This is a genomic window from Chryseobacterium sp. VAUSW3 (assembly GCF_002205795.1).
Classification (GTDB): Bacteria; Bacteroidota; Bacteroidia; order Flavobacteriales; family Weeksellaceae; genus Kaistella; species Kaistella yananensis.
Genome location: NZ_NIUY01000002.1, coordinates 755,010 through 780,939, shown reverse-complemented (window position 1 = coordinate 780,939; position 25,930 = coordinate 755,010). Strand labels below are relative to the sequence as shown.

At 39.2% G+C, this 25,930-nt stretch carries 26 protein-coding genes; 13 read left to right on the top strand and 13 right to left on the bottom strand.

Going from position 1 to position 25,930, the window contains the following annotated elements; genetic code table 11:
* Positions 1-63: 63 nt before the first annotated feature.
* Positions 64-1,074 carry a phenylalanine--tRNA ligase subunit alpha gene (pheS, locus tag CDW55_RS08875; protein ID WP_088469378.1) on the top strand — a complete coding sequence of 337 codons (1,011 nt, stop codon included), beginning with the start codon at positions 64-66 and terminating at the stop codon, positions 1,072-1,074.
* A gap of 53 nt (positions 1,075-1,127) precedes the next feature.
* Here the strand turns inward: pheS and CDW55_RS08870 are convergent, their stop codons facing one another.
* Positions 1,128-3,554: a DUF5916 domain-containing protein gene (locus CDW55_RS08870; RefSeq protein ID WP_088469377.1), complete on the bottom strand. Its 2,427-nt coding sequence runs from the start codon at positions 3,552-3,554 to the stop codon at positions 1,128-1,130.
* 108 nt (positions 3,555-3,662) lie between these two features.
* Positions 3,663-4,430 (bottom strand): DUF3108 domain-containing protein, encoded by a 768-nt coding sequence (locus CDW55_RS08865; RefSeq protein ID WP_088469376.1) that lies wholly within the window; start codon positions 4,428-4,430, stop codon positions 3,663-3,665.
* Between the two features lie 143 nt (positions 4,431-4,573).
* Here CDW55_RS08865 and CDW55_RS08860 point away from each other — a divergent pair, with 143 nt between their 5' ends.
* Together CDW55_RS08860 and CDW55_RS08855 are read left to right on the top strand one after the other, a co-directional pair.
* Entirely contained in the window at positions 4,574-5,626 is a 1,053-nt protein-coding gene (locus CDW55_RS08860) for an NAD(P)/FAD-dependent oxidoreductase (RefSeq protein WP_088469375.1), read from the top strand.
* A gap of 6 nt (positions 5,627-5,632) precedes the next feature.
* Positions 5,633-5,965 (top strand): 2Fe-2S iron-sulfur cluster-binding protein, encoded by a 333-nt coding sequence (locus tag CDW55_RS08855; RefSeq protein WP_088469374.1) that lies wholly within the window; start codon positions 5,633-5,635, stop codon positions 5,963-5,965.
* Positions 5,966-6,132: 167 nt separating this feature from the next.
* On the opposite strand, the gene CDW55_RS08850 is transcribed toward CDW55_RS08855, so the two are convergent.
* From CDW55_RS08850 to CDW55_RS08835, 4 genes are all read right to left on the bottom strand, one after another.
* Complete coding sequence (locus tag CDW55_RS08850) at positions 6,133-6,684, bottom strand: DUF4256 domain-containing protein (protein WP_088469373.1); 552 nt, start codon at positions 6,682-6,684, stop codon at positions 6,133-6,135.
* Positions 6,685-6,785: 101 nt separating this feature from the next.
* The gene (locus CDW55_RS08845; RefSeq protein ID WP_088469372.1) at positions 6,786-8,228 is read right to left on the bottom strand and encodes an aminoacyl-histidine dipeptidase; all 1,443 of its coding nucleotides are present in this window, start codon (positions 8,226-8,228) and stop codon (positions 6,786-6,788) included.
* A gap of 83 nt (positions 8,229-8,311) precedes the next feature.
* Complete coding sequence (locus CDW55_RS08840) at positions 8,312-8,812, bottom strand: hypothetical protein (protein ID WP_088469371.1); 501 nt, start codon at positions 8,810-8,812, stop codon at positions 8,312-8,314.
* A 16-nt stretch (positions 8,813-8,828) separates the two neighbouring features.
* Complete coding sequence (locus CDW55_RS08835; protein WP_088469370.1) at positions 8,829-9,434, bottom strand: hypothetical protein; 606 nt, start codon at positions 9,432-9,434, stop codon at positions 8,829-8,831.
* Between the two features lie 73 nt (positions 9,435-9,507).
* On the opposite strand from CDW55_RS08835, the gene recR reads away from it, so the two are divergent.
* The 5 genes from recR to CDW55_RS08810 are packed head-to-tail and all read left to right on the top strand — an operon-like array spanning position 9,508 to position 13,684.
* Positions 9,508-10,119: a recombination mediator RecR gene (gene recR, locus CDW55_RS08830; protein WP_088469369.1), complete on the top strand. Its 612-nt coding sequence runs from the start codon at positions 9,508-9,510 to the stop codon at positions 10,117-10,119.
* A gap of 54 nt (positions 10,120-10,173) precedes the next feature.
* On the top strand, positions 10,174-10,971 hold the full coding sequence (locus CDW55_RS08825) for a glycosyltransferase family 2 protein (RefSeq protein WP_088469368.1): 798 nt from the start codon (positions 10,174-10,176) through the stop codon (positions 10,969-10,971).
* Positions 10,964-11,515 (top strand): DapH/DapD/GlmU-related protein, encoded by a 552-nt coding sequence (locus CDW55_RS08820; protein ID WP_088469367.1) that lies wholly within the window; start codon positions 10,964-10,966, stop codon positions 11,513-11,515. Before CDW55_RS08825 ends, CDW55_RS08820 begins: the two co-directional genes overlap by 8 nt.
* Before the next feature lies 1 nt (position 11,516).
* A complete protein-coding gene (locus CDW55_RS08815) occupies positions 11,517-12,653 on the top strand; it encodes an SDR family NAD(P)-dependent oxidoreductase (protein ID WP_228399628.1) in 1,137 nt (378 codons plus the stop codon).
* The gene (locus CDW55_RS08810) at positions 12,650-13,684 is read left to right on the top strand and encodes a lipopolysaccharide biosynthesis protein (protein WP_088469365.1); all 1,035 of its coding nucleotides are present in this window, start codon (positions 12,650-12,652) and stop codon (positions 13,682-13,684) included. The genes CDW55_RS08815 and CDW55_RS08810 overlap by 4 nt, the downstream gene beginning before the upstream one ends.
* A 67-nt stretch (positions 13,685-13,751) precedes the next feature.
* Here the strand turns inward: CDW55_RS08810 and secG are convergent, their stop codons facing one another.
* Positions 13,752-14,099 carry a preprotein translocase subunit SecG gene (secG, locus tag CDW55_RS08805; RefSeq protein WP_088469364.1) on the bottom strand — a complete coding sequence of 116 codons (348 nt, stop codon included), beginning with the start codon at positions 14,097-14,099 and terminating at the stop codon, positions 13,752-13,754.
* 199 nt (positions 14,100-14,298) lie between these two features.
* Between secG and CDW55_RS08800 the strand changes: the two genes are divergently transcribed.
* Together CDW55_RS08800 and CDW55_RS08795 are read left to right on the top strand one after the other, a co-directional pair.
* A complete protein-coding gene (locus tag CDW55_RS08800; protein WP_088469363.1) occupies positions 14,299-16,152 on the top strand; it encodes a PAS domain-containing sensor histidine kinase in 1,854 nt (617 codons plus the stop codon).
* Positions 16,153-16,156: 4 nt separating this feature from the next.
* Complete coding sequence (locus CDW55_RS08795; protein ID WP_088469362.1) at positions 16,157-16,522, top strand: PleD family two-component system response regulator; 366 nt, start codon at positions 16,157-16,159, stop codon at positions 16,520-16,522.
* A 78-nt stretch (positions 16,523-16,600) separates the two neighbouring features.
* Here CDW55_RS08795 and CDW55_RS08790 read toward each other — a convergent pair whose 3' ends face one another.
* The 3 genes from CDW55_RS08790 to CDW55_RS08780 form a co-directional block, all read right to left on the bottom strand.
* Complete coding sequence (locus CDW55_RS08790; protein ID WP_088469361.1) at positions 16,601-16,855, bottom strand: hypothetical protein; 255 nt, start codon at positions 16,853-16,855, stop codon at positions 16,601-16,603.
* A gap of 159 nt (positions 16,856-17,014) precedes the next feature.
* A complete protein-coding gene (locus CDW55_RS08785) occupies positions 17,015-19,060 on the bottom strand; it encodes a M16 family metallopeptidase (protein ID WP_088469360.1) in 2,046 nt (681 codons plus the stop codon).
* 3 nt (positions 19,061-19,063) lie between these two features.
* Positions 19,064-20,377: a M16 family metallopeptidase gene (locus CDW55_RS08780; protein WP_088469359.1), complete on the bottom strand. Its 1,314-nt coding sequence runs from the start codon at positions 20,375-20,377 to the stop codon at positions 19,064-19,066.
* Between the two features lie 366 nt (positions 20,378-20,743).
* On the opposite strand from CDW55_RS08780, the gene CDW55_RS08775 reads away from it, so the two are divergent.
* The 3 genes from CDW55_RS08775 to CDW55_RS08765 all read left to right on the top strand — a co-directional run bounded on the left by CDW55_RS08775 (position 20,744) and on the right by CDW55_RS08765 (position 23,875).
* Positions 20,744-21,178 carry a cold shock domain-containing protein gene (locus CDW55_RS08775; protein ID WP_088469358.1) on the top strand — a complete coding sequence of 145 codons (435 nt, stop codon included), beginning with the start codon at positions 20,744-20,746 and terminating at the stop codon, positions 21,176-21,178.
* Positions 21,179-21,200: 22 nt separating this feature from the next.
* Positions 21,201-21,392: a cold-shock protein gene (locus tag CDW55_RS08770; RefSeq protein WP_088469357.1), complete on the top strand. Its 192-nt coding sequence runs from the start codon at positions 21,201-21,203 to the stop codon at positions 21,390-21,392.
* Positions 21,393-21,547: 155 nt separating this feature from the next.
* Positions 21,548-23,875: an ATP-dependent helicase gene (locus CDW55_RS08765; RefSeq protein ID WP_088469356.1), complete on the top strand. Its 2,328-nt coding sequence runs from the start codon at positions 21,548-21,550 to the stop codon at positions 23,873-23,875.
* Between the two features lie 247 nt (positions 23,876-24,122).
* Here CDW55_RS08765 and CDW55_RS08760 read toward each other — a convergent pair whose 3' ends face one another.
* The 3 genes from CDW55_RS08760 to CDW55_RS08750 are packed head-to-tail and all read right to left on the bottom strand — an operon-like array spanning position 24,123 to position 25,912.
* Positions 24,123-24,752, bottom strand: a complete 630-nt coding sequence (locus CDW55_RS08760) for a hypothetical protein (RefSeq protein WP_143332950.1) — start codon at positions 24,750-24,752, stop codon at positions 24,123-24,125.
* Between the two features lie 7 nt (positions 24,753-24,759).
* Positions 24,760-25,143 (bottom strand): DUF3037 domain-containing protein, encoded by a 384-nt coding sequence (locus tag CDW55_RS08755; RefSeq protein ID WP_088469354.1) that lies wholly within the window; start codon positions 25,141-25,143, stop codon positions 24,760-24,762.
* Positions 25,130-25,912 carry a HipA family kinase gene (locus CDW55_RS08750; RefSeq protein WP_088469353.1) on the bottom strand — a complete coding sequence of 261 codons (783 nt, stop codon included), beginning with the start codon at positions 25,910-25,912 and terminating at the stop codon, positions 25,130-25,132. The genes CDW55_RS08755 and CDW55_RS08750 overlap by 14 nt, the downstream gene beginning before the upstream one ends.
* Positions 25,913-25,930: the final 18 nt, after the last annotated feature.

The following is a 25,930-nucleotide window of genomic DNA, read 5'->3' as shown; positions in this document are numbered from 1 at the left end:
CTGAAATTACCGCCGAAATTTTCAGTTAAAAATTGTATTTTTGCAGTTCAATAAATATTAAAGATGTTAGAAAAGATTGATGAATTATTGGTTGAGGTAGGCAATTTCAGCTCAGGAAATAAAGATGAGATTGAGCAATTCCGAATCAAATTCAGCGGAAAAAAAGGAATTCTGAACGATATTTTCTCCAAATTCAAGGAAGTTCCGAATGAACAGAAAAAAGAATTCGGACAGAAGATCAATACCCTGAAACAGGCTGTAGAGACCAAACTCGACGAATTAAAAAACGCAACCTTTTCTAACCTTATCCTGGAAAAAGAAGATTTAACCCGTCCGGGATTTTCTTCTGAACTGGGAACCCGCCATCCGATCAATCTGGTAAAAAACAGAATTATTGAAATCTTTAAATCCATTGGTTTTGCAGTTGCTGACGGACCGGAAATTGAAGACGACTGGCATAATTTTACCGCCCTTAATCTCCCTGAATATCATCCGGCGAGGGATATGCAGGATACTTTTTTCATCGAAACCAATCCGGATATTCTTTTAAGGACACACACTTCTTCGGTACAGATAAGGTACATGGAAGAACACCAGCCGCCAATGCGGATTCTGTCTCCAGGAAGAGTTTTTCGTAACGAGGCAATTTCTTCGCGTTCGCACTGTATTTTCCACCAGATCGAAGGACTTTATATTGATGAAAACGTAAGTTTTGCAGATTTGAAACAGACGATTCAGTTTTTTACAACAGAACTTTTCGGAAAATCTAAAATCCGACTCAGACCATCTTATTTCCCGTTCACCGAACCAAGTGCAGAAGTGGATGTGTATTGGGGATTGAATTCTGAAACCGATTACAGAATCACCAAAGGAACCGGCTGGCTCGAAATTATGGGTTGCGGAATGGTGGATCCTGCAGTTTTAAAGAACGTTAACATCGATGCGGATAAATATTCGGGTTATGCGTTCGGGATGGGAATCGAAAGAATCGTGATGCTGCTTTATCAAATGAGCGACATCCGAATGTTCTTCGAAAACGATAAAAGAATGCTCGAACAGTTTAAATCGCTGTAAAAAATCAAGATAAAAAAAGACCATTTCAATATCGAAATGGTCTTTTTTGTTTTTTAGCCTTTATGCTTCAGCCAGTTTTTTGCCTGATTATAGTCGATGTAGTACGTAAGTTTCAGCGAAATATTATCAACCATTGGTTCATTAAACAGTCTGGTGAAATTTTCTTTGATGCCGATTCGGGATTCTTCCAGATAACTTCCAACAGCATTTCTGTATAGCAAAGTGAGTTGACTTCCGGGGGCGAACCACCAGGAATATCTTAAATCTACATTCCATGAATTGAAAGTTCCGTCGCGATTTTCTGTGAAAATGCTGGTGTCTTTTACACTTCCGTCGGCATTTAAAGTTGAAAATCCTTTGTACGTAACTTCTGAGAAATAGTGGCGGAACGAAAGATTTAGCGCCATTTTGTTGTTGAAAGTGTACTGGGATGAAATTCCGTTTTCTACGGTGAAGCGGTTTCGGGTTCCCATAAAAATGTCATTAGCATCTTTACCGACAAATCCGCGGTCGTGATTCTGGTAATTGAAGTTCGCATCATAATAAAGACGCAGTTTATCGGAAAATTTATAGCTCGGATTTAGCTGATAAATCAACTGGTAACGTCCTTTTTCGTCGAAAGCATAGTAGTCGATATAGGTATTGATGCGGAATTTCTTCCGGTTATCGGTGTTTATGAAAATCCATGGGTTAATCATCGCGGGAACATCCAGATGTCTTCCGGCAGTTCTGGGTTCGTAAATGTCGTTTTCACCCAGTGGCCAAATCATAAGTCCGCCACCGAAATTAAAGAAATTTTTCGTCTGCATTTCGATGCTGTTGTGAATTACAAACTGTGTAAATAAATCCTCATCCAGCCTTCGGTTATGTGAAATATTTAGATTGTAATTCAAAACATTCAAACCACCTTTTGGCTGAAGATAGCGGTAGGAATAATTGGTATTGATGCTGTGGAAGTTTGTGCGGTCGTAATAACCCAAATCGCCAATATCGTAATCCCTGGTTCTCATAAAATAATTGGCGCCAAAACGGTGTACGCCGGAAACTTTATTAAATCCTGCAGAAGATTCGTTGCCGTACTTTGTTTCGCCGTTCATTACAAGACTTTCTTTTGTGCTTCCAAAGTAACGGTACGTATTTTTTTTATTTCTCACATCGAAAAGCAAAGCCGTAACATTGGCGTCGCGAAAATTACCATCCCGTGTAACATTGGTGTTCACAAGTGAAACCGAGGAATTTCCCCCAAAACGCTGATCCAGCACCAAAACATTATAATTTGCCCACGGTTCGATGACTTCTTTGCGGATTTCGCCGGTATTGATATTACGGATTTCCGCGTTCATCTTTTCTGTAACAGCATTGAAAAAGCCAATTCCCAGACCTTTATTCGTTCTTCCTGATACTTTCACAGCATTGAATAATTTTACTTTGTCAGGATTCTCCACAAATTCTTCATCGGTATTTAAAGAGGGGCTAAGGGAAGGATGGCCGCCAATTCTTCGGGAGTAAAAGAGGTTTCCTTTGCTGAAAAGCTCTGTACCTTCAGTGAAAAACGGACGCTGCTCCTGAAACTGAACTTCGAAAGGTGAAAGATTTAAAACCGATTTGTCAAATGAAGTCTGCCCAAAATCCGGAATTAAAGTTAAATCCAGCGTAAAGGCATCATTAATCCCGTATTTTAAATCCATCCCGCCGTTGACGTTTGTGTCGGTCGTGCCATTGAAACTGTTCAGGTAGGTTGAAAAGTAGGGGAGAAATGAAAGTCTTGTGGGCGGATTAATGTTTTCAATTCCGTTTAGCACTCCGTCATAGAGCATGTAACTGCCTTTCTTGTTATCAACAAAATTCCAGTCGTAGGTGGTGCTGGTTCTGTTAACCAACCTCACAATATTGATTCCCCATTCCTGTATCTGTTTCTTCGGGAACCTCAGTTCAGAATATGGAATTTTCATCTCAACAACCCAGCCGGTTTCTGTTATTTTTACCGCAGAAAACCAAACGGCATTCCAGCTGAAATCTTCACCGAAATCGTTGGTGAGTTTCGCATCCGCCTGAACTCCCGCTGGGGTAACAAGGAATTCCAGACTTTGCTGGTGGTCATTATAACCGTTTAAAGTGACACCAAAAATATCATCATTTTCTATATTGTCGCGTTCAGTAAGTTCTTTAGCGATTTTTGAAGGTTCGTTGTCGAAAAGTACAGCCCCGAAATAAATTCCGGTGTCATCATAAAGAATTTTTACTTCTGACTTTAAGGATTCAACGGCAGGTTTTCCGTTGTTTGGGCGGCGCTCGATAAAATTCGCTGCTGAAGGTGCGTTTTGCCACACTTCTTCATCCAGAATTCCGTCGATTTTGGGTGAATGGTTGATTTTTACGGCCGTTGCTTTTTTTCTCGAAATACTGTCGGCAGCGGTATTTTGTGAGAGAATCAGTCCGCTAGTAAGTATCAGAAAGGCGCTGAGAAATGGAGTTTTCATGGTGTTTTAGTTGTTTTGTAATAAGACAACGAAAACAGAAATTTTGTTACATCAAAAAGCAAAAAAAAAAAACCGGATTTCTCCGGTTTTATTATGTAGTTATGAAGTCTATTTTGTAAAGTTGAGCGGGTATTTTACATTTCTGAAAGAATCAATACTTGCCTTAAGCGAACCTACGACCAGCTCCGCTTTAATAGCTATTGGAACATAGTTTCGGTCGTTACTTACCCATAGGGTTACCCCCTCTTTGTCTTTAAAAACCCGGCCACTCATTACTTGAGGAACAATTTTCAGCGTGTTGATGGTTCCGAATTTGGTTTTTATGTTTTCTGTGCCCACCACTTTAATCTGGAAAGGGAACATTTCATCATCAATCCAAACATTAAGTTTTTTTACGCTCCCAACTCGCAGATCGGTGGAATCCAGACTTCTCAAATAATAAAAAGCAGACAGCATGTCCTGAACTCCTTTCACAGATTTTAGACTCCGTGAGGTGTTCTTTTCCTTGTCCGTAAGTAAAACGGTGTAATTATTATGATTAAACAGTGCTTCGAGGTGTTGGGTATAACCGCCTTCCTGTACATTTCTTACATAAAAACTTGGGAGTCCTGTATTGTAATTGATATAGCTTTCGTAGCGGTCTTCTACCTTAAAGAATGCACGAACTGCCCCATTGGTGCGTCCATATCCTTTTACATGGAAATGGGGCTGGCCTTTGTATGTAGTTTTTAAAGTGCTTAATGTAGCGGTACCAGCATTGAGTAATCCATAATGTATGCGATAATTTAAGACTTCGCCGGACTGTATGTTATCGAGTTTTTGGGAGAAACCCAATACAAAAAATAAGAGTGAGAATACACTTAAAATCTTTTTCATGCGGATAGTTTTGCAAAAAATTTGCCACAAATATAAAACATTGATTTCAATAGCTTTTAAACTGACATTTCTCACTCTTATGCAACCCGCTGTTCTTTTATTTTTCTTAAATTTGCCAAATTAATTTTTTTAAAAAATCATCAATGATTACAAGCGATATATTGATTATAGGAGCGGGACCTACAGGGCTTTTTGCTGTTTTTGAAGCAGGTTTACTTAAAATGAAATGTCATTTAATCGACGCGTTGCCACAACCGGGCGGTCAGTTAACCGAGCTTTATCCTAAAAAACCTATTTTCGATATTCCGGGATTTCCATCAATTAATGCCGGTGATCTTGTAGATAATCTGATGGAGCAGATCAAGCAGTTTCAGCCGGGATTCACTTTAGGAGAAACTGCGCAGACTTTAACAAAACTGGAAGACGGAACTTTTGAAGTTGTAACCAACAAAGGAACGGTACACCGTGCGAAAGCCGTAGCGATTGCTGGCGGATTGGGAACTTTCGAACCTAGAAAACCTAACATCAACAATATTGGTGATTATGAAGAGAAAGGGGTTGAATATTTTGTAAAGGAACCTGAACATTTCCGAAATAAAAAAGTGGTGATTGCTGGAGGCGGAGATTCTGCGCTGGACTGGAGTATCTTTCTCGCCAATGTTGCAAGCGAAGTTACCTTGATTCATAGAAGAAATGAGTTCCGAGGTGCGCTGGATTCTGTTGAAAAAGTTCAGGCACTAAAAGATCAGGGTAAAATCCGATTGGTAACTCCAGCCGAAGTGACCGGAATTAAAGGTGAAGGCCAGGTTTCTGCGATTACTGTTGAAAAAGAAGGAGAAACTTTTGATATCGAAACCGATTATTTCATTCCACTTTTCGGTCTTACGCCAAAACTTGGAGATTTGGCCAACTGGGGATTAGAAATCGAAAAAAATGCAATCGTGGTGAACAACGCACTAGATTATCAGACGAATATTCCCGGCGTTTACGCGATTGGTGACATCAACACCTATCCCGGAAAACTCAAGCTTATTTTATGTGGTTTCCATGAGGCGACTTTGATGTGCCAAAGTGTTTACAATATGCTGAATCCAGGTAAAAAATACGTATTGAAATATACAACGGTAAGTGGAGTAGACGGTTTTGACGGAAGCCGTAAAGAAGCTGAAAAAGCTGTTGTTAAAAAAATCGATTAAGAAACCATGCAGGATATCAATTTGAAAATTACGGACCGAAACGGCGAAACGCATGAGGTGGTGGCGCCTACGGATATGTCGATGAACCTCATGGAAGTCATCCGGTCTTATGAACTCGCAGAAGAAGGAACCATTGGTGTGTGCGGTGGAATGGCCATGTGCGCATCTTGTCAGGTTTATGTTTTGGAAGGTTCAGAAAAACTGGTGGAAATGGGTGATGAAGAAGATGCAATGCTTTCTGAGGCTTTTCATGTTCAGGACAATTCCAGACTGGGCTGCCAGATTCATATTACAGAAGAAATTGATGGTCTTGAGGTGGCAATTGCGCCTTATCCATAATGTTTTTCAATAACAGATATAAAAAAATCCCGGAAACAGTTTCCGGGATTTTTTTGGCTCGTGGATTATGGATTATTTTATTGCTGCTCTCGCTGATTTCACAGATTTTTTCTCTTTAAAAATCTGCCAATCTGAACAATCAGCGAAAATCCTTAATTAAGAATTTCCTAAACTTTTAGTTTTCCGCGGAATCCTCTCGCTGCATAATAGGATTCTGCGCCGTTGTGGTAAATGAAAACTGTTCCGTAACGGAAATCACCGAAAATCGCTCCGCCAAGTTTGCGTATGTCTTCCGGAGTTTTCAGCCAGCTGGAGGTTTTGGTATCGAAGCTGCCTACAGTCTGTAAATATCTATAATCTTCTTCAGTCAGCATTTCGATTCCCATCTCAGCAGCTTTGTCGAGTGCGTTGTTTTTAGGTTTGTTTTCCTTCCTTTTTTCGAGCGCGTCACGGTCGTAGCAGAAACTTCTTCGTTCTTTAGGACTTTCCGCAGCACAGTCGAAAAATATATATTCGCCAGACTTCTCATCAAAATCTACCACATCCGGTTCGCCCCCGGTTTCTTCCATCTTCTGAAGAACAGCCAACTTTTTAGGATTGCCTTCGAGTTTATGATGAATTTTCTGCCAGTCCAGATCCGTGTGGCGGTGCATATGTTCAAGGAAACGTTTTTGTAAAGTAGAGAGCATTTCTTGGGAAGTAATTTTCAAAGTGGCCATCGGTTTAATTTTGAATTAAAGTTAGCAAAATCTGAATTTAAAATTTTCTATTCTAAAAAAATATCCAAAACACTTTCGCATTTTGGATATTAAGTTCCAGTTTATTTTTTCGGAATTTCTGCAAGGATTTCTTTTAAAAACTTCCAGAATTTTTGTGTTGAAGGAATATTTGCTCTTTCATCCGGGGAATGTGCCCCGCGGATGGTTGGGCCAAAACTTACCATTTCCATTTCTGGGTAATTGGCACCGATAATCCCACACTCCAATCCTGCATGGCAGGCGACCACCTGCGGTTTTGAGCCGAAATCTTTTTCGTAGATTTTTTCCATGAGCTTCACGATTTCTGAACCCGGTTTTGGTTTCCAGCCTGGATAAGAACCGCTGAATTCAACATTCATTCCGGCCAGTTCAAATACAGATTTCAACTGTTCTGCTACAGCGTATTTCGTAGATTCCACTGAAGAACGGGAAAGATTAAGGATTTTAAGCTCGCCTTGTTTTAGCTCTACACGAGCGATATTGTTAGAAGATTCAACCAAATCTTTAACATCCGGACTCATTCGGTATACCCCATTATGTGCGGATTTTAAAGCTAAAATAATTTTCCTGGAATCTTCTTCGGAAAGAGCTTTTTCAGCAGATGAAAACGTTTCGATATTGAGGTGTAAATCTTTTTCTACGCTCGCAAATTCGTCCAGAATTTCTTTTTTCAAAGCGGTAACCTGATCGATAAACTCTACGGAATGACGAACGGATAAAACTGCGCTAGCTTCCCGTGGAATTGCATTTCTCAATCCGCCACCGTCAATGGAAATCAGCTGGATATTTTGGTTATAAAGTCCTGTATACAGAAGTCTGCCCAAAATTACATTTGAATTCCCAAGACCTTTAATAATATCCATTCCTGAATGGCCGCCCTGTAAACCTTTTACCTCAATTTTTACAATTTGTCCTTTTGCTTCCTCCAAACCGTAAGTTTGGGTTGCGGTTACATCAATTCCTCCGGCACAGCCGATATCGATTTCATCATCTTCTTCAGTGTCGAGGTTCAAGAGTATTTCGCCATGAAGCTGTCCCGCTTTCAGTCCCATTGCGCCGGTCATTCCGGTTTCTTCATCAATGGTAAAAAGTGCTTCCAGAGCGGGATGCGGAATATCATTGCTTTCCAGGATGCTCATGATTGCGGCAACGCCCAAGCCGTTGTCAGCACCTAAAGTAGTTCCTTTGGCTTTCACCCAATCACCGTCAACTTCCATATCGATGCCCATCGTCTCGAAATCGAAATTTACATCGTTATTTTTCTGATGAACCATATCGAGGTGAGACTGCAGAACGACAGATTTGCGGTCTTCCATGCCTGGTGTTGCCGGTTTTTTGATGATGACGTTGCCAACTTCGTCTACAGTAGTTTCCAGACCAAGATTTTCGCCAAAATTTTTAATGAATGCTATTACTTTTTCTTCTTTTTTTGAAGGTCTTGGAACCGCATTTAACGCTGAAAAATTTTTCCAGATCAACTGAGGTTCCAGTTGTGAAAGTGTCATATCGTATAATTTTTCTCAAATTTACTAATAAAAAAACGCTCCCAAAATTTTTGTAAGCGTGAATCTCACGTTTTATAGATTTTTTAACAGCCACACTCGCCATAAATTGGGGAAATTGATTTTTCACCGGTTTTTACATTTTCCACCGTCATTGATCCCTGGAACATCATGGTTTCATCCATTTCATTTATTTTTCTGCCGGTAATGGAGACTTTATAATCGGCATTTTCAAAATTTTTGCTGAAATTTTCAGGTTCAAAACCGTCTTCTTTTATGGGGATCTTAATCATTTTTCCACCCAGTTTGAAGTAAGCGTTTTTACCATAATCATCCACATATACATAGTTTTCATTTTCAAACTGTTCTTTGTTTTCGCCAAAGTAACACGAGCAGCCCTCGACTTCAGCCGGCATCGGAAATGACTCGGGTTTTAATCCTGAATCAATCTTTATTGTATCACTGGCAGTTTCGGGAACTGCTACGGTGGCATCTAAAGTGGTGTTTTCACTTAAGTTTACGCTTTCTTTTTTACAGGACTGAAAGATTAAAGTGGAGAGTGCAAAAAATAGAATATGTTTTTTCATTTCATAAAATTATAAGTTAACCGCGGTCTCTTTCCAACAACACCATCATCAGAAAACTGAGAACTACAAGGGATTCGTCTTCATCGTCGATATCGATAATCCGTTCGAGCTGAAATTTCCTGCCAAAAAGTGAAGGCATTTTTTTAAGTTTAAAATATTCTTTCCCGGCATTGTCTTTTACAGTGTACGAAGGGTTCAGGAAGTATCCCGTAAGCATTCCCACCAAAGGAATTTCGCCGATAAGTCCGTCAAAAACTTTAATCCAGCCGTTGTCTTCGTTAATTTGGTATCTTGTTGCGCCGGTTTCGTCGGCAATGTCGTACTGGGATTTCCACAAAGAGCGCATGCCTCTTCTGGCAAGATTTCCGAAATTTTGTCCGGACTGCACATCGGTGATGGCATAAGAAGCGTTAAAATCGATCCATTGGTTTGCTTTTATTCTGAAAAGTTCCTGAGATTTGGTTTCGTTATTGAAAACGATAACATCTTCTTTCAGTTTAAACATTTTTTGACGCACATAGGCGACGTAGTTTCCGTTTCTGTCGGTGATATTGAAATCGCTGGAAAGTGTGGTGATTTTAAAGGTGAAATTGAGAGGATAATTTAAGTTTTTCAGAACCATTAATTTAATTTTCCCAAAGATAATAAAAGGGGCGAAACTTGCATCTTGAGGGATTAAATTTTATTTTTGTGGAATGGACTATCCGAGTAAAGTTTTGGCGAAAGCTGTAGAAGAGATTTCCGGGCTGCCGGGAATTGGTAAAAAATCTGCGTTGAGGCTTGCTTTGCATCTTCTGAAACAGCCGGAAAGTCAGGCGATCGCACTCGGAGATTCACTGAAAAAGTTAGTCACCGACATCAAATACTGCAAAGAATGCCATAATTTTTCAGATTCTGAAATTTGTGAGATTTGCGCCAATCCAAAGCGCAATGAGGAAATTATATGCGTTGTGGAAGATGTACGTGATGTGATGGCGATTGAAAATACCGGCAAATACAGGGGCAAATATTTGGTTTTGGGCGGAAAAATTTCTCCGATGGAAGGAATCGGTCCGAATCATCTTAATATTTCTTCTATTGAAAAAAAGCTGGAGAACGGTGTCACCAAAGAGCTTATTTTCGCGCTCAGCGCAACCATGGAAGGGGATACCACGGCATATTATATTTATAAGAAATTCAAAAATTCTGAAGTAAATTTCTCAACCATCGCCCGCGGGATTTCTGTGGGTGATGAACTGGAGTACGCCGATGAAATTTCGCTAGGCCGGTCGATACAGAACAGGCTGCCGTATAATGAGAAAGAATAATTTTAGTTTGTCATACCTGCATTTAGATCATATTTATCTTTAATAATTTCAAACGTGATTTCCATAATTATCCCCATTTACAATGCCGAAAAAACTATTGGCAAAGCACTGGATTCTGTTAAAAATCAGACTTGGAATGGCGAGTTTGAAATTATTGCTGTAAATGACGGATCTACGGACAGAAGCCAGGAAATTGTAGAAATTTACCGTCAGAAAAATCCAGAAATGAACATCATCCTCATCAATCAGGAAAATGCAGGTGTTTCTAAAGCAAGAAATAGTGCCTTGAGGACTTCAAAAGGAGAATTTATCGCGCTTCTGGATGCTGATGATGAATGGCTGCCGGAAAAAACGACAAGACAGATGAAGATTCTTATGGATGCCCAGTTGAATGCTGACTTTGTGGCGTCGTTATGGAATGATGAAAAAGTTGGTTTTCCTTATGCTGTTAATCCAGAAAACCAATTAGTTGAAATCACTCTTAAAAGATTATTGATAAAAATTACCGGACAAACTTCAACGGCAATTTTTAAAAGAAAGATTCTGGAAAATACTGGATACTTTGATGAAAGCCAAAGATATTCAGAAGATGCCAATTTCTGGATGAGAATTTCAAAGCATAACAGAATGTACTTACTCCCTCAGCGATGTGTTTATGCTGGTGGCGGAAAAAAATCATTTGGATTCTCCGGACTTTCAGCCAATTTAAAGGAGATGGAAAAAGGAATTCAAAAAAATATCAGGGAAATGTACCTAACCAACCGGATAAACTTTCCCGAATATCTTTTTTATTTTGTATTTTCAAAGCTGAAATATTTTATCAGGCCATTTAGAGCTAAATTTAATGGATAAACTAATTTGGGGATTTAGAGCATTATGCTATTCGGCTTTTTTCGGAAAATTTGGGTTGCCATCTTATCTTGGGAAACCCATCTTTCTGAAAGGGATCCGCTATGTTTTTATCGGGAAAAAAGTGAGGATTTTTCCTCACCTCCGAATGGAAACTTTAGCTGGAGGAAGCATTCACATCAAAGATGATGTCGTGATTTCGCAGAATGTACATATTACTTCTGCCGGAACTCTCGAAATAGGGAAAAGCTCCCTTATTTTGGCGAATGTTTTCATTACCAATATCGATCACGATTATACAGAAATTGGCGCACATGTAGTAAAACAGAAAATATTGGTAAAAGAAACCAAAATTGGGGACAATTGTTTTATAGGAATGGGTGCTGCGATTATGGCTGGAACCATTCTGGGGAAACAGTGTATTGTGGGTGCAAATTCTGTGGTAAGGGGAGTTTTTCCCGATTATTGTGTGATTGTTGGATCGCCTGCGGAAATTGTAAAAAGATATAATCCCCAAACTCAGGTTTGGGAAAAAACAGGTAAATAAGTTGAAAAAGATAATGATTACCGGTGGTGCAGGTTTTATCGGAAGCCGGCTGGCGTTACGGTTGTTAAAAGAGGGCTGCTCGGTGACGGTTCTCGATAATCTCTCACCCCAGATTCATGGCGAAAATCCGGAGATCGATTCGCCGCTTTACCAAAGTATTTCGGGAAAAGTGGATTTCATTAAAGGCGACATTACCAACCGAAATGATGTTGAAACAGCTCTTGAAAACGCCGATGCAGTAATTCACTTTGCGGCTGAAACCGGTACGGGCCAATCCATGTATGAGATCGAAAAATACAATCGTGTGAATGTTTCCGGTACTGCTTTGCTGCTTGATGTCCTGGTGAATAAGACCCACAATGTAAAGAAATTTGTCCTTGCATCTTCACGTGCCGTTTATGGTGAAGGGAGATATCGGAATGCTGATAACGAAACGGTGTATCCCGAAAACCGAACTTTAACTTTAATGGAGCAGGGATTTTATGAGATGACAGATGATAAAGGTCGGTCGTTGACGCCTGTTGCTACCGATGAATCATCAACACTACACCCAACTTCTTATTACGGATTAACCAAACTCCAGCAGGAGGAAATGGTAAAACTGGTTTGCTCTTCAGTTGCGCTTCCCTTTGTGATTCTTCGGTATCAGAATGTTTATGGCGTGGGGCAGTCTTTACTTAATCCCTACACCGGAATTTTATCTATATTTTCAACACAGATCTTGAGTGGGAAAGAGATAAATGTTTTCGAAGATGGTCTGCCAAGCCGTGATTTTATCAACATTGAAGACACGGTAGAAGCTACTTTCAGAAGTTTAAAAAATGATCTCGCCAGCAACGAAATTATAAATGTGGGAACCGGAAAGCCAACCTCGGTACTTTCCGTAGCGAAAATGTTGGCGAAAATGTATGGGAAACAAGAGAAAATCAATGTCTCGGGGGATTTCAGAATTGGAGATATACGACATAACTTCGCGGATCTCTCGAAGATGAAAAGAATCCTGAATTTTGAACCGACAGTGAGTTTCGAGGAGGGAATTTCTGATTTTACAGATTGGGTGTTAAAACAGCCGGTTCATGAAAATAATTTTCAAAATTCCCTTATTGAAATGAAGCAAAAAGGATTTCTGAAATCATGAATTTTAGCCAGAAGAAAATATTATTGATCTCGGCCAACTTTTTCGGTTACGAAGCTGCAATCTGCAACCGGTTGCGTGAACTGGGAGCCGAGGTAGATTTCTATAACGAAAGACCCTCAGATTCTGTCTTCACCAAAGGGATGATCAGGGTGAAAAGCAGATTGTTCCAAAAGAAAGTAAACCGGTATTATGAAAAACTTTGGCAACAGATTAAAGGAACGAAATACGATTATTTTCTTTTGATTAAAGGTGAATCTGTACCCCTGTTTTTTTTGAAGAAATTCGCAGACACAAATCCCGAGACAGAAAAGATTTTTTATTCTTACGATGCAGTGACAGAATATCCCAAATTTCTGAAGCTTTTTCCTTTTTTTGATCATAATTTTACCTTCGAACCTGCAGATTCAAAAAAGTATAATGTGCATTTCCGGCCGCTCTTTTTTTTAAATGAATACAAAAAGCAAAACCAAAATCCCAAACCCGAATTTGATCTCGTTTTTATCGGCAGTGCCCATACAGACCGCTATTTAATAGGCGAAAAAATAAGGGAACAATGTACAAATCTAAAGCTGAAAACTTTTTTTTATTACTATGCTCCCGGCAGAGTTGCTTTTATGCTTAAAAAGATTTTCGATAAAAATATGATGAATTTCGATATGGAAAAGCTCAGTTTCAAAAAACTGTCACATACTGAAATTAGCGGAATTTATGATCAAGCTTTTGCGGTACTTGATATTAACAAGCCATTTCAAAATGGGCTTACCATGAGGACTTTCGAGGCTTTGGCAGCCGGTAAAAAATTAATTACAACCAATTGCGATATCAAGAACTATCCTTTTTATAACGAAGAAAACATTCTTATACTTAACCGGAATGCTCTGAATGTCGAAAAACAGTTTTTCAATACTGAATTCAAAAAAATAGATAATGATGTTATCGAGAAGATATCCCTGGATTCATGGATTCACTGCCTTTTTGTTCAGCACCAGGATGAGTTTTGGGGAATTGCGGAGAAGGACTTTAATTCTTAAATATTTTCCACAAAAAAAAATCGGTTAAGAAATTTCTTAACCGATTTTTTATATTGTTATGCTGATGTTATTTTCCTGCCGGAGCCGGAACAGGCAATGTAGTTGTACTGTTAGTACCAGGAGCAGTTTGCGGAGCCGGAGCTTCAGTTCTCGCAGGAACCTGTTGCATTGAAGGGGTAGGCTTCGCTGTTAAAATTACGCTTAACAGAATTAGGAACACAATAGCACCACCAAGAATCCATGTCGCTCTCTCCATAAAATCATTTGTTCTCTGAACACCGAACTGTGCGGAAGATGTACCCCCGAAAGTTCCTGAAAGACCACCTCCCTTCGGATTTTGGGCCATAATGATGATGATTAGTAAAATACTTAAAATCATGATCAGGATCATGAATAAGGTAAATATTGTGCTCATTTTATTTTTAAGTTTAAGAAGTGCAAATATAGTTAATATTTTCAAATAAAAAGTATAAATTTATATAGTTCTTACCCGTATTGATTCAATTTTTTTTTGAGATTTTCTGAGGGAAAAGACGTTTCGGCAGAAATAAAAAAATAACTATTTAGTTTAAAGAATTTTATCCATGAACTAAATTTTTTTTTAAATTGCAGCAATGAAAAATTTTCTCCTTAATAATGTGAGTTTAGACTCTTTAACCACGCTTTTAAGTCAGGCTCCTGTTGCTTTGGCAATGTTGATGGGCGAGGACCAGGTGGTTGAAATTGCCAATAAACAGATTTTAGATTTATGGGGAAAAGATACAAACGTTATCGGGCTTCCGATTCTTGAGGCAATTCCGGAAATCCGTGATCAGGAGTTTCCACGGATATTAAAGAATGTTTATAACACAGGTATTGCCTATAAAGGCAACAGCGTTTTGGCAATGCTGATGAAAGACGGTGTGCTTACCGACAGTTACTTTGATTTTATTTATTCACCGGTTTTTTTTGAAGGTAAAATAACAGGAGTGAGCGTTGTAGCCACCGATGTTACCGATAAAGTACTTTCTGAAAAAAAGCTTCAGGAAAGCGAAATTCGCTTCAAGGAACTGATGGAGATTTCAGATTATTCAACTGCTATTTATCTTGGTGAAGACCTAATCATCGATTTTGCTAATGATCAGATGATAAAAACTTGGGGTAAAGACCGGTCTGTAATTGGCAAAAAACTTGAAGAAGCGTTGCCGGAACTGAAAGGCCAGCCATTTATTGATATTTTAAAAAATATATTCGCAACAGGCATTCCATATACCGCCAAAGAAGATAAAGTAGATCTTGTTGTCGATGGCGTGCTGCAGACTTTTTATTATAACTTTTCTTACAAACCGCTCTACGACGCACAGGGAAAAATTTATGCGATCATGAATGTGGCGGTAGATGTTACCGAATTAGTGAATGCCAAAAACCTTAGCCAGGCAAAAGAAGACGAATACCGAAATCTTGCCGAAGCAATGCCACAAATGGTTTGGAAAACAGATGCAGAAGGTAAGGTGGAGTATTGTAATGAACAGATGCTCAATTTGCTCACTCCGGAAGAAAAGCGAGATCAAGATTTCAGTTTTATGAAGATTATTCATCCCGAAGATGCTTTTAAATTATCTAAAGTATGGAACGAGAGCTGTGTAAACCAAAAAGGTTTCGAAATTGAATACCGTATTTTCGATGCTGGAAAGCAGGAATACCGTTGGTTTTTAACCCGTGCGTTACCGGTACTAAAAAACGGCGAAGTTTTAAAATGGATCGGAACTAGTACCGATATCAACGAATTCAAGAATCTGGTTACTCAGAAAGATACTTTCCTCGGTATTGCTAGCCATGAACTGAAAACTCCTTTAACTTCACTGAAACTCTATGCGCAGGTTTTAGAAAGAATGCTGAAGAAAACAGGGGACGAAAAAAACGCTGAATTTGCCAAAAAAATGGATCTTCAGGTGGTGAAGCTTACTTCTTTAGTCGGCGATTTGCTGGATGTTACTAAAATTAACTCAGGAAAAATACACCTTAATGAGAGCGACTTCGATTTTGAGAAACTCGTGCTGGAGAATGCTGAAGAACTGCAGATGTCGACCCTCCATAAAATAAAACTTAACACTGAAAATGTAGGAGCAGTATTTGCTGACAGGGAACGTATAAGTCAGGTAATCACCAATTTAATTTCAAACGCAATCAAATATTCTCCTGATGCCGTAGAAATTCTGGTAGATATAAAAAATGACGGCAATTTTGCCATTTTTACTGTGCAGGATTTTGGGATCGGGATGCCGGAAGATAAAAAAGCAAGAGTTTTTGAACAGTATTACCGCGTAAGTGGGGATGAACAGAATACTTTCCCCGGACTGGGATTAGGGCTTTACATTGCAGCGCAAATTGTGGAGCGCTCGAACGGAAAAATTTGGGTGGAAAGTACCTTAGGAAAAGGCTCCACATTCTGTTTCTCGCTTCCTCTTGTAGACCGTAAAATTAATTAAGAAAATGAATTCAAAAAAAATAATAATTGTTGATGATGATGTTTCGATTCTGGATTCTTTAGGAATTATGCTCGATTTCGAAGGCTTCGAAGTCAACGCATTCGAACGCGGTTCCGAGATTTTCAGTTATGTAGAATCAATTTCGAAGCCCGATATCATTCTTCTGGATATGTGGCTTTCCGGTGAAGACGGAAGAGATATCTGCAAAAAGTTAAAAGAAAATGAAATCACGAAGAATATTCCCGTAGTCATGATGTCGGCCAGCCGAGGGTTAGAGCATACCGCAATACAGTCTGGTGCCAACGCTTTTATCGCAAAACCATTCGAAATAGATGAAGTGGTGGATAAACTCCATCAGTTGACTGAATAAATTTTTTATTTGAAGCTAGAAATGTAAAAGACAAACCCTGAAGTTTGTCTTTTTTGTGTGTTATATGAAAGTGATAGTTTAAACGCGAACTACATCGAAATTAAAAGAACTTGTAAAATTCATCTGGAAATTAGAATTTAATCTGTACTTCAGTTTTTTCGAAATTTCATTTAAAAGGTTGAAATGATCGGTTTTCGAAAGATCATCATTAAGAAGATCCTGATTGTTAATTTTAATTCCGGCATCATCAAATCTGATAAATTCTAGGCCGTAATGAGAATGAAGTTTTTCCAAAAATTTCAGATCTTCTAAAGAAAGTATATTTTCTGACATGGCTTTTTATTTTTTTTGATTGATGTAAAAATATTTACAATTATTGTGCCTTTTGAAATAACTGTCGTTGATAACGTTCTGATTTCCTTAAAAGATGACGATTTTTAATACAAAAAACGGCAACTCCCGCTGCCGTTTTTATAAATAATTAAATTAAAGTTATTTGAAGTCTGAATCTTTGGACTGGTTGATCTGGTAAGACTTCACGGTGAAATCTACCGGCATTCCGCCCATATTCTGCGACATTTTGTACGGAAGTTTTACACCTGAAACTACTTTGTAATCACCGAAAACAGTAGGCACTGCCATTTCTCCCTGAGGGCCTTTCTGCATTTTGGTTTCGCCAAGTTTCAGACCTGTTTTCACGCTGTAGTAATACGTATTTTTATCTTTTTTTACAACGTAAGCATCTTCATTCTCGAATTTTTCAATTCCTGTAAGCTTGTAATCTGCAGATTTAGCAAAACCAAGCTCCGGGAAAAGCTCTGTAGAAGCGGCAAGTTCCTTCTTAGCTTCTTCCGGCATGGGTGTCTTCTGTCCCTGCATCTCCATGAAACCATCTTTACCATCGAAAACAATTTTCTGGAAGGTGTTGCCCATCATTTTGATTTCCATTTTCATTTTAGCGCCTTTTGCCTGAATCATGTTCATGTCGAGATCCATTCCCTGTACTTTTGCCGAAGCATCAGTGGTAATGGAATTTATTTTCTCAACCGCTGCTGAACCACCGATGGCAGAAATATATTTTTCTGCAACCGTAGATAAAGTCACGCTTGCATCCATCTTCTGCGAGGAAGGTTTTGCGGTTGGATTGGCTTCATTATCATAATATTTAACCGGATAACCCAATTTTTCAAGACCTTCAGAAATATCTGCAGCTTTACCTGCTACGAAAATACGGCTTTGGTTTGGCAAAATTGTGGCTTTCACTGCTGCTGAAACATCTGCTGCAGTTACTTTATCGATTGATTTCAGATAGTTTGTATAGAAATCTGCAGGCAAATTCTGTACTTTTTCATTAAGCGCAAATCTTGCGATGGTTTCCGGTCTTTCCAAAGAACGGATGAAGTCTCCTTTCAGTTTTGCTTTGGCGTTCGCAAGCTCTTCTGGAGTTACTTTAGAAATTGCGTTCAGTTCGTTCATAAATTCTTTTACCGCTTTGTCGGTCACTTCGTTTCTTACACTTGAATTTGCAGAAAAACTTGGCGAATATTTACTTGCAGTAAGCGATGAGTAAGCGCCATACGTAAATCCGTTTTTCTCACGAAGATTCATGAAAAGTCTGGCTTCACCGCCGCCTCCTAAAATGTAATTGGCAATCATCGACGAGAAATAGTTAGGATCACTCATCTTTAGATTATTGATGTTTCCAACAGAAACTACCGACTGAACAGCAGTAGGTACATCAACTACATTAATTTCCGTCGCTGCAACGTTTGCTGCAGGTTCCAATGCGGCGAAAGTGGTGTTCGATTTTTTCCAGCCTGAAAATGCCTTTTCAATCATTTTTTTGGCGTCGTTGTATTTCACATCACCAACTACAACCAAATATGCATTGTTGGGTGTGTAATACTTATTGTACATATTCTGCACATCAGCCAGCTGAATGTTTTTGATGCTTTCCTCTGTTTCAAACTCACCTCTGGCAGTGTTTTTTCCGTACGTAAGCGCGGTGGAAACACGGTTCGCAATTGAACTTGCGTTTTTCTCGTCGGCTTTCAAACCTTCGATCATTCTGTCTTTTGAGTTTTTTACTTCTGTTTCAGAAAATTTAGGGTTTACAATCGCATCCGCCATCAAACCTAAAACCTGAGGGAAATATTTCGAAAGCGTGTTGGCATTTGCACCGGCTGAAGAGAAGTTTAAATTTGCCCCAAGAAAATCAATTTTCTTGTTGAAATCTTCTTTGCTCATCGACGTTGTTCCGCTACCGAGCTGATCTGCCATAATCTGGCTTACCCCAACAATTTTACCTTCGTAAACCGGCGGCCTGTCTATAGAAAGGCTCATGTTTACCCTTGGTAATTTATTGTTTTCAACCACCATTACGGTAAGTCCGTTTTTCAGGGTGAAAGTTTTCGGTTTCGTTATGTTGATTGTAGGAGTAGGGCCTGGTTTAGGCATTTCGTCCTTATTGATTTTTTGTGCAGACAGCATTCCTGAAATTAAAAATGCGGCCGCGATATATTTAAAGTTGTATTTCATGGATTATTTTTTTTCAGGTAAGTAATTGATGATGATTCTTTGGTTTGGGTTAAGGTATTTTTTTGCGGCATTCATAATATCTTGTCTTGATACAGAACGGTAAATGTCCAGTTCTTTATTGATGAGATTGGTGTCGCCCATCAATACGTGGTTGGTCGCCAAAGAACTTGCGATTCCCTGAATTGAAGAGTTTGAGTTTACAAACTGATTTTCGAACTGGTTCTGAAGTTTCTGGTAATCTTCCTCAGAAATCAGGATAGTTTGAAGCTTTTTAATTTCCGCATCAATGTCGCTTTGAAGCGTACTTTTCGTGGTAGAACCCATTGGAATAGCGAAAAACGCAAAAATTCCCGCATCTTCAAGACCTTGGTTGAAAGCCTGAACCTGAAGCGCTTTTTTCTCCTGATCCACTAATTTTTTATAAAGCACCGATGATTTTCCGCTGCTTAAATAAGACGAAAGCATATCGAGAATATAAGCATCTTTTTCTTTGTTTGAAGGTGTTCTGTACGCAAAAACATAGGCCGGAAGCTGGATGTTTTTATCGGTAACCGTTACTTCTTTTTCTTTAGTAATTGGGTCGTCTTTGGGGAAATTTTTCGGGTACACAGTACCTTTTGGGATGTCACCGTAATATTCGAGAATCCATTTTTTGGTCTGCTCAGGCTTGATGTCGCCGGCTACAACTAAAGTCGCATTGTTCGGAACATAGAACTTTTTATAAAAATCCTGAAATTCTGATAGGGTAGCAGCATTCAGATCCTCCATCGAACCAATGGTTGACCAATGATATGGATGTTTGGTGAAAAGATTATTCTGCACTGCGGTGAAAAGATTTCCGTAAGGTTGGTTATCCATTCTCAAACGCTTTTCTTCCTTTACCACTTCTCTCTGGGTATCGACTCCGATTTGGTTTACCGTACCGCTTTTCATTCTTTCACTTTCCATCCACAAACCAAGCTGTTCGTTATTCGACGGGAAAGTTTCGTAATAATAAGTTCTGTCGTTGGTGGTGTTGGCATTGTTGGTTCCGCCGTTAGACGAAACAATTTTGAACCAGTCGCCGCGTTTAATGTTTTTGGTTCCCTCGAAAAGCAAATGCTCAAAAAAGTGCGCCATACCGGTTCTTCCCACCGCTTCATCTTTTGCACCTACGTGATACATTACACCTGTTGTCACTACAGGAGCGGTGTTGTCCTGATGAAGAATTACGTGCAGCCCGTTTGGAAGATCATATTCCTCGAATTTAATTTGCTGTGCGTTGATGATCATTCCAAGGAACGAAACGGCAGCAGCAGAAAGGAGTCGTTTTTTCATATTAAATGTAAATTTTTTTTATAAGTGTTCTAAAGTAAGCATTTGTTACATGTTTTTGTTTAAAAAATTATATTTAAAGGTTTCTTAATTTCAATAATCTTCGGCGTTTTTGTCTCCTCCGATTAATTATTGTATCTTTGTAGGATAATTTATAAGAGGCAACTGCCTTGCTTTATCTAATACCGTTTAGAATCTACATTTTTTCTTATCAGTTTTCGCTATTTCGCAGCTGCTTTTATACTTTATTACCCGAATTTTTGATTTCTTATATCGTGGGAACGCGCTTTCAGATTTCATTATCAGGTTAAATTTAGAGGCTAAAGTGGGCCGAAGTGGTTATCATAAACTTAAATACGATTATAATATATGGCAGATTCTTTCTCAAAAAAAGAAAATTTCAAGAAAAAACTTCAAAAACAAAAAGAGAAATCTTTAAAGCGTGAAGAGCGCAAAAACAACAACAACAAAGGGAAAGCTTTAGACGAGATGTTCCTTTACGTTGATGCAAACGGGCAGTTAACAGAAACGCCTCCGGGAGAACAAAACCGCGAAGGTATTGATCTTAACGACATTCAGCTTGGTGCCGCGCCAATTGAGGCTGAAGAAACTTTAAAAACAGGAATTGTGACTTTTTTAAGTGATAAAGGCTACGGATTTATCGCTGAAAATGGTACACAGGAAAATATTTTCTTCCACGAGAACAACTGTGCACACGCGGTGAAGAAAGGCAACAAGGTTTCTTTCGAAAAAGAAAGATCACCTAAAGGTTTTTCAGCTGTAAACATTCAGCTCGTAAAATAGTAACATAATTAACAACAATACAATGCAAGAAGGCACAGTAAAATTTTTCAACGAAACAAAAGGTTTCGGATTTATCACTCCATCAAACGGTAGCGAAGACATCTTCGTTCATGTTTCCGGATTAACATCTAAAATCCGCGAAAACGATTTGGTGGTTTACGAAGTTCAGCAAGGAAACAAAGGACTTAACGCTGTAAATGTAAAATTAGCGTAAGCGTTCACATTTATAAAAATTGATGTAAAGCTCCGAAAACGGGGCTTTATTTTTGTTTAATGACCGAACTGAACTTTACTTATGCCGAAAGCAAAACCACCTTTTGAGTTCCGTATATATTTCTTTAAATTTGTTCCCCAAAACTTATTGCCCAGATGGATTATTTGAAAGGATTGAATGAAGCACAATATGAAGCCGTAACTACGTTAGAAGGTCCACTCATGGTACTTGCAGGCGCAGGTTCCGGCAAAACCCGTGTGCTTACCATGCGGATTGCCCATTTAATTACCAATCTTGTAGATCCCTTCAATATCCTTGCGCTCACCTTTACCAACAAGGCTGCGAAAGAAATGAAGGAAAGAATTGCAAAAGTAGTAGGGCAGAGCGAAGCCCGTTCACTATGGATGGGGACATTTCACTCTGTTTTTGCAAGAATTCTGCGGAGCGAAGCACATCTTTTGGGTTTCCCATCAAATTTTACCATTTACGATACCCAGGATTCTCTGAACGTGCTGAAAAAAGTACTGAAGGAGCTTAATATCGATGCAGACCTCTATAAACCAAAGAAAGTTCTGGCAAGAATTTCAAATTACAAAAATAATCTTATCACAGTAAAAGCATATTTCAACAATCCCGAACTTATTGAAAATGATGAGCGCGCAAACATGAAGCACATGGGTATGATTTACCAGAAGTATGTTGAAGCGTGTTTCAAAAACGGGGCGATGGATTTTGATGACCTGCTTCTGCGGACCAATGAACTGCTCACAAGATTTCCCGATGTGCTGGCGAAATACCAAGACCGTTTCAGATATATTTTAGTTGATGAGTATCAGGATACCAACCATTCACAGTATTTAATTGTGAAAGCACTGGCTTCAAAATTCGAGAATATATGTGTGGTGGGTGATGATGCGCAGTCGATTTACTCTTTCCGTGGTGCGAATATCTACAACATCCTGAACTTCAAAAAAGATTATCCCGATGCCGTAACCGTTTCTTTGGAACAGAATTACCGCTCGACCCAAAATATCGTAAATGCTGCCAATGTGGTGATTTCCAAAAACGTGCAGCAGTTCAAAAAAAATGTATTCAGCGATAACGAAGAAGGAGACAAAATCAAGGTGTACCGGTCGCTTTCAGATGCTGATGAAGCCAATTTTGTAGCGTCAAATATTTGGGAACTTCATAATTCTCAGCAAAGGAAATTTACCGATTTTGCAATTCTTTATCGTACAAACTCGCAAACCAGGGCGTTTGAAGATGCGCTGCGCCGAAAAAATATTCCGTACAAAGTTTTTGGCGGCCTGTCTTTTTACCAAAGAAAAGAAGTTAAGGATTTGGTGGCTTATCTCCGTCTCCTCATCAACGAAAACGATAGCGAAGCGCTGACGAGAATCATCAATTTTCCGGCACGTGGAATTGGCGAAACGACCCAGAATAAACTCATTGTTTTTGCAGATTCCCAAAATGTGTCCATCAGCAGCGTTTTAGATAATCTGGGTATCTATGCTCCACAGTTGGGTTTAAATAACGGAATTCTTACTAAACTTGCAGATTTTTGGGCGATGATCAAAGCTTTCCAGGTGATGCTGAAAACCGAAAATGCCTACACCGTTGCCATGGAAGTAGCAAAACGTACCGGCCTCATTAAGTTCCTGAAAGACGACCAGACTCCCGAAGGAATTTCGAGGGTAGAAAACGTTCAGGAACTCATGAACTCGATGCAGGGGTTCATCGAAGAACAGCAGCAGATTGAAGATGGCGACCCTTCACTTTCAAATTTTTTAGAGAATATTGCACTTTCTGCAGATACGCAGAATGATAAAAAAGATGATGGCAACCAGGTTTCACTCATGACGATTCACCTCTCAAAAGGTCTTGAATTTCCGGTGGTTCATTTGGTTGGTCTGGAAGAAAATCTTTTCCCGAGTTTCATGAGTTCTTCCACCCGTGAAGAACTCGAAGAAGAACGAAGGTTGTTTTATGTAGCGCTTACGAGGGCCGAAAAACAGGCGTTTTTCTCTTATGCAGTTTCCAGATTTCAGTGGGGGAAAATCACAGATGCCGAACCTTCGCGTTTTTTAAGCGAGATGGATGCTGAGCATCTGGAATTCATCAATCCAGCGATGGAGAGTCGTTTTGTGAACAATTCCGGTCTCAAATCGAATATTTTTGATGATGAACCTGCCGTTCCCAAATTTTTCAAAAAGAAAGAAGAAAAGAAAAGTATTCAGCGAAACGAACCGTTGTCACCACCTCAGAATCTGAAACCTGTGGCGACCGCGAGAATCACCAATCCCAGCGGTGCCTCGTCGGAAAATATTGAAGTCGGCGACAAAGTACGTCACGACAGATTTGGGGTGGGTGAAGTTTTATTTTTAGACGGAACCGATCCCCAAAACATTAAAGCTAAAGTTAAATTCCAGCATGAAGGGGAGAAAAACCTGATCCTGAAATTTGCCAAGCTGACGAAGATTTAGGAGAGGGAAGACGGGAGCTGGAAGATGGGAGCTGAAAGTTTTCTTTGGCTTCTGTAATTACGGCTTGGTTTTGTAAGCGTAAGGTTGAAATGATTCAGGAACAGAAATTTTTTAACCACAGAGAGCACAGAATACAAAGAGTGGGTGCGCCACTTATAGCTCTAGTCATAGAATGACACGGCAATCTGTTGAAAAGATTCTGAATTGATATTGGGATGCGGGATCGGCGCTCCGCTGCATCGATATTTTAGGACACCCATGATCCGAACACGTGGATGATTTTCCATTTCCCACCCGTTTTCGAAAGATATACTTTTGAGCCTCCACCGCACAGATGCCCACAGATTTGGTTGAATTCTACAACTGCTTTAGTTCTTTCACTATTAAAAATAATTCTGGACACCCAGTATTTTCCCAGGAAAGTATCATCCCATTTTGAACTTTCTTTATCTATATTTTGTACGACTTTAATGTTCGGCGGAAACTTCAATTTTTTTAAATCAATCTTTTTTGAAACGGTTAAGTCATCATCAATTTCCTTTAAAAGGAATTCGTCGAAACCGATGTGTTCTTCAAATAGTTTATTTTTAAAATCTTTTTCAAGAGCTGTTAAGGAATCTTTGAAATAAATCGTAAAATTTAATTTGGACTTTTCTATTGAATCTTTTTTAGAAAATTCTTCCATCATTTTCAATCTTTTTTCTTCTGCCAGTTTATCCCAATTTTTAAAGTCGGGAGGTGGAGGTGGAATGGGAGGACTAATTTGCTGAGTGAATAGATTTATTATTTCATATTCATCATATGTTATGTTGTCCTTTTTACAGCTAACTACGGATAGAAATAGCATCAATAAGAGAAAGTGATTTAAATTCTTCATTTTTTTATTACTTCACCAATTCCTCAAACAATCTCTCAAACGTCTTATCCAAATCCATTGTTTTTCCCGGATGCGGCCGCGAAGTCTGGATTACCGAACTTCTTACTGCTGTAAGCCACCGGAAACGTTCAGGAATATCAAAAGCTGCAATTTCTCCGCCTTCTTTTTCACCTATGGCTACATGTTTGAAATTTTCCAGATTCTGAAGGATATCCTCAAAATCAATCGCGCAATGCATCATTTCAAATTTTTTCGGACAAACGTGAAACTCCACCCGAATATATTTCTCACGTTTCGAAAACATCACCAGTCCAATATTGAAAAATTCTTCTCTTTCAACTTTGGGAACCAGCCTTATCACCGCGTATTCGTAAATTTTAACCTCTTGCATTTTTCGCTTCATTTACAAAGTTATGGGAATTCTCCAGTCGCGTTTTCAGGAAATTAAAATACACTTCTTTAATTTCTTCGGGTGAATCATCTGTATCGTTCCAATGCAGCCAATCCAAAGGAATAAGTTCTACAATCTGGCGCAGAATAGTTTCATTTAAAACTGTTTTGGCAAAAGCATCTGCTTCATCAAGCATCGAAGCCTGGCGAAGCAGGACGTGATCTTTTATATACGCAAAAGGACTCAACGCATGTTTTTCAAAATTCATCCACGAATGATGGAAATAGAACGACGCACCGTTATCGATCACCCAAAGTTCCTTGTGCCACATCAGCAGATTGGTGTTTTTGAAGGTACGGTCGATATTGGTAATGTAGGCATCGAGCCACACAATTTTTGAAGCCAGCAAAGGATCGACTTTTACGGAACCATCATACGCAATCGCTCCGGAAATAAAATGCAGCGCAAGATTCAAACCTTCTGAAAATTTCAATAAATCCTGAATTTCTTCGTCGCCTTCGGTTCTGCCGAAATCTACATCCAGGTTTGCAAAAACAAGTTCTGGAATTTTAAGGCCCAAAATTTCTGCGATTTTTCCGCCCAAAAGCTCAGAAATCAACATCTTTACGCCGTGACCGCCGCCACGGAATTTCAGCACATATTTAAAATCGTCATCGGCTTCCGCCAAAGCGGGAAGCGAGCCGCCTTCTCTTAAAGGCAAAATGTAACGCATTACGGTAACCGTGCGTAAGCTTAAATCCTGAGTCATGAAACAAAAATACAAAAA

Bases quoted from the DNA above. Each gene is read 5' to 3' on its own strand.
- pheS (WP_088469378.1), top strand. From the start codon at position 64: ATGTTAGAAAAGATTGATGAATTATTGGTTGAGGTAGGCAATTTCAGC.
- CDW55_RS08870 (WP_088469377.1), bottom strand. From the start codon at position 3,554: ATGAAAACTCCATTTCTCAGCGCCTTTCTGATACTTACTAGCGGACTG.
- CDW55_RS08865 (WP_088469376.1), bottom strand. From the start codon at position 4,430: ATGAAAAAGATTTTAAGTGTATTCTCACTCTTATTTTTTGTATTGGGT.
- CDW55_RS08860 (WP_088469375.1), top strand. From the start codon at position 4,574: ATGATTACAAGCGATATATTGATTATAGGAGCGGGACCTACAGGGCTT.
- CDW55_RS08855 (WP_088469374.1), top strand. From the start codon at position 5,633: ATGCAGGATATCAATTTGAAAATTACGGACCGAAACGGCGAAACGCAT.
- CDW55_RS08850 (WP_088469373.1), bottom strand. From the start codon at position 6,684: ATGGCCACTTTGAAAATTACTTCCCAAGAAATGCTCTCTACTTTACAA.
- CDW55_RS08845 (WP_088469372.1), bottom strand. From the start codon at position 8,228: ATGACACTTTCACAACTGGAACCTCAGTTGATCTGGAAAAATTTTTCA.
- CDW55_RS08840 (WP_088469371.1), bottom strand. From the start codon at position 8,812: ATGAAAAAACATATTCTATTTTTTGCACTCTCCACTTTAATCTTTCAG.
- CDW55_RS08835 (WP_088469370.1), bottom strand. From the start codon at position 9,434: ATGGTTCTGAAAAACTTAAATTATCCTCTCAATTTCACCTTTAAAATC.
- recR (WP_088469369.1), top strand. From the start codon at position 9,508: ATGGACTATCCGAGTAAAGTTTTGGCGAAAGCTGTAGAAGAGATTTCC.
- CDW55_RS08820 (WP_088469367.1), top strand. From the start codon at position 10,964: ATGGATAAACTAATTTGGGGATTTAGAGCATTATGCTATTCGGCTTTT.
- CDW55_RS08810 (WP_088469365.1), top strand. From the start codon at position 12,650: ATGAATTTTAGCCAGAAGAAAATATTATTGATCTCGGCCAACTTTTTC.
- secG (WP_088469364.1), bottom strand. From the start codon at position 14,099: ATGAGCACAATATTTACCTTATTCATGATCCTGATCATGATTTTAAGT.
- CDW55_RS08800 (WP_088469363.1), top strand. From the start codon at position 14,299: ATGAAAAATTTTCTCCTTAATAATGTGAGTTTAGACTCTTTAACCACG.
- CDW55_RS08795 (WP_088469362.1), top strand. From the start codon at position 16,157: ATGAATTCAAAAAAAATAATAATTGTTGATGATGATGTTTCGATTCTG.
- CDW55_RS08790 (WP_088469361.1), bottom strand. From the start codon at position 16,855: ATGTCAGAAAATATACTTTCTTTAGAAGATCTGAAATTTTTGGAAAAA.
- CDW55_RS08785 (WP_088469360.1), bottom strand. From the start codon at position 19,060: ATGAAATACAACTTTAAATATATCGCGGCCGCATTTTTAATTTCAGGA.
- CDW55_RS08780 (WP_088469359.1), bottom strand. From the start codon at position 20,377: ATGAAAAAACGACTCCTTTCTGCTGCTGCCGTTTCGTTCCTTGGAATG.
- CDW55_RS08775 (WP_088469358.1), top strand. From the start codon at position 20,744: ATGGCAGATTCTTTCTCAAAAAAAGAAAATTTCAAGAAAAAACTTCAA.
- CDW55_RS08770 (WP_088469357.1), top strand. From the start codon at position 21,201: ATGCAAGAAGGCACAGTAAAATTTTTCAACGAAACAAAAGGTTTCGGA.
- CDW55_RS08765 (WP_088469356.1), top strand. From the start codon at position 21,548: ATGGATTATTTGAAAGGATTGAATGAAGCACAATATGAAGCCGTAACT.
- CDW55_RS08760 (WP_143332950.1), bottom strand. From the start codon at position 24,752: ATGAAGAATTTAAATCACTTTCTCTTATTGATGCTATTTCTATCCGTA.
- CDW55_RS08755 (WP_088469354.1), bottom strand. From the start codon at position 25,143: ATGCAAGAGGTTAAAATTTACGAATACGCGGTGATAAGGCTGGTTCCC.
- CDW55_RS08750 (WP_088469353.1), bottom strand. From the start codon at position 25,912: ATGACTCAGGATTTAAGCTTACGCACGGTTACCGTAATGCGTTACATT.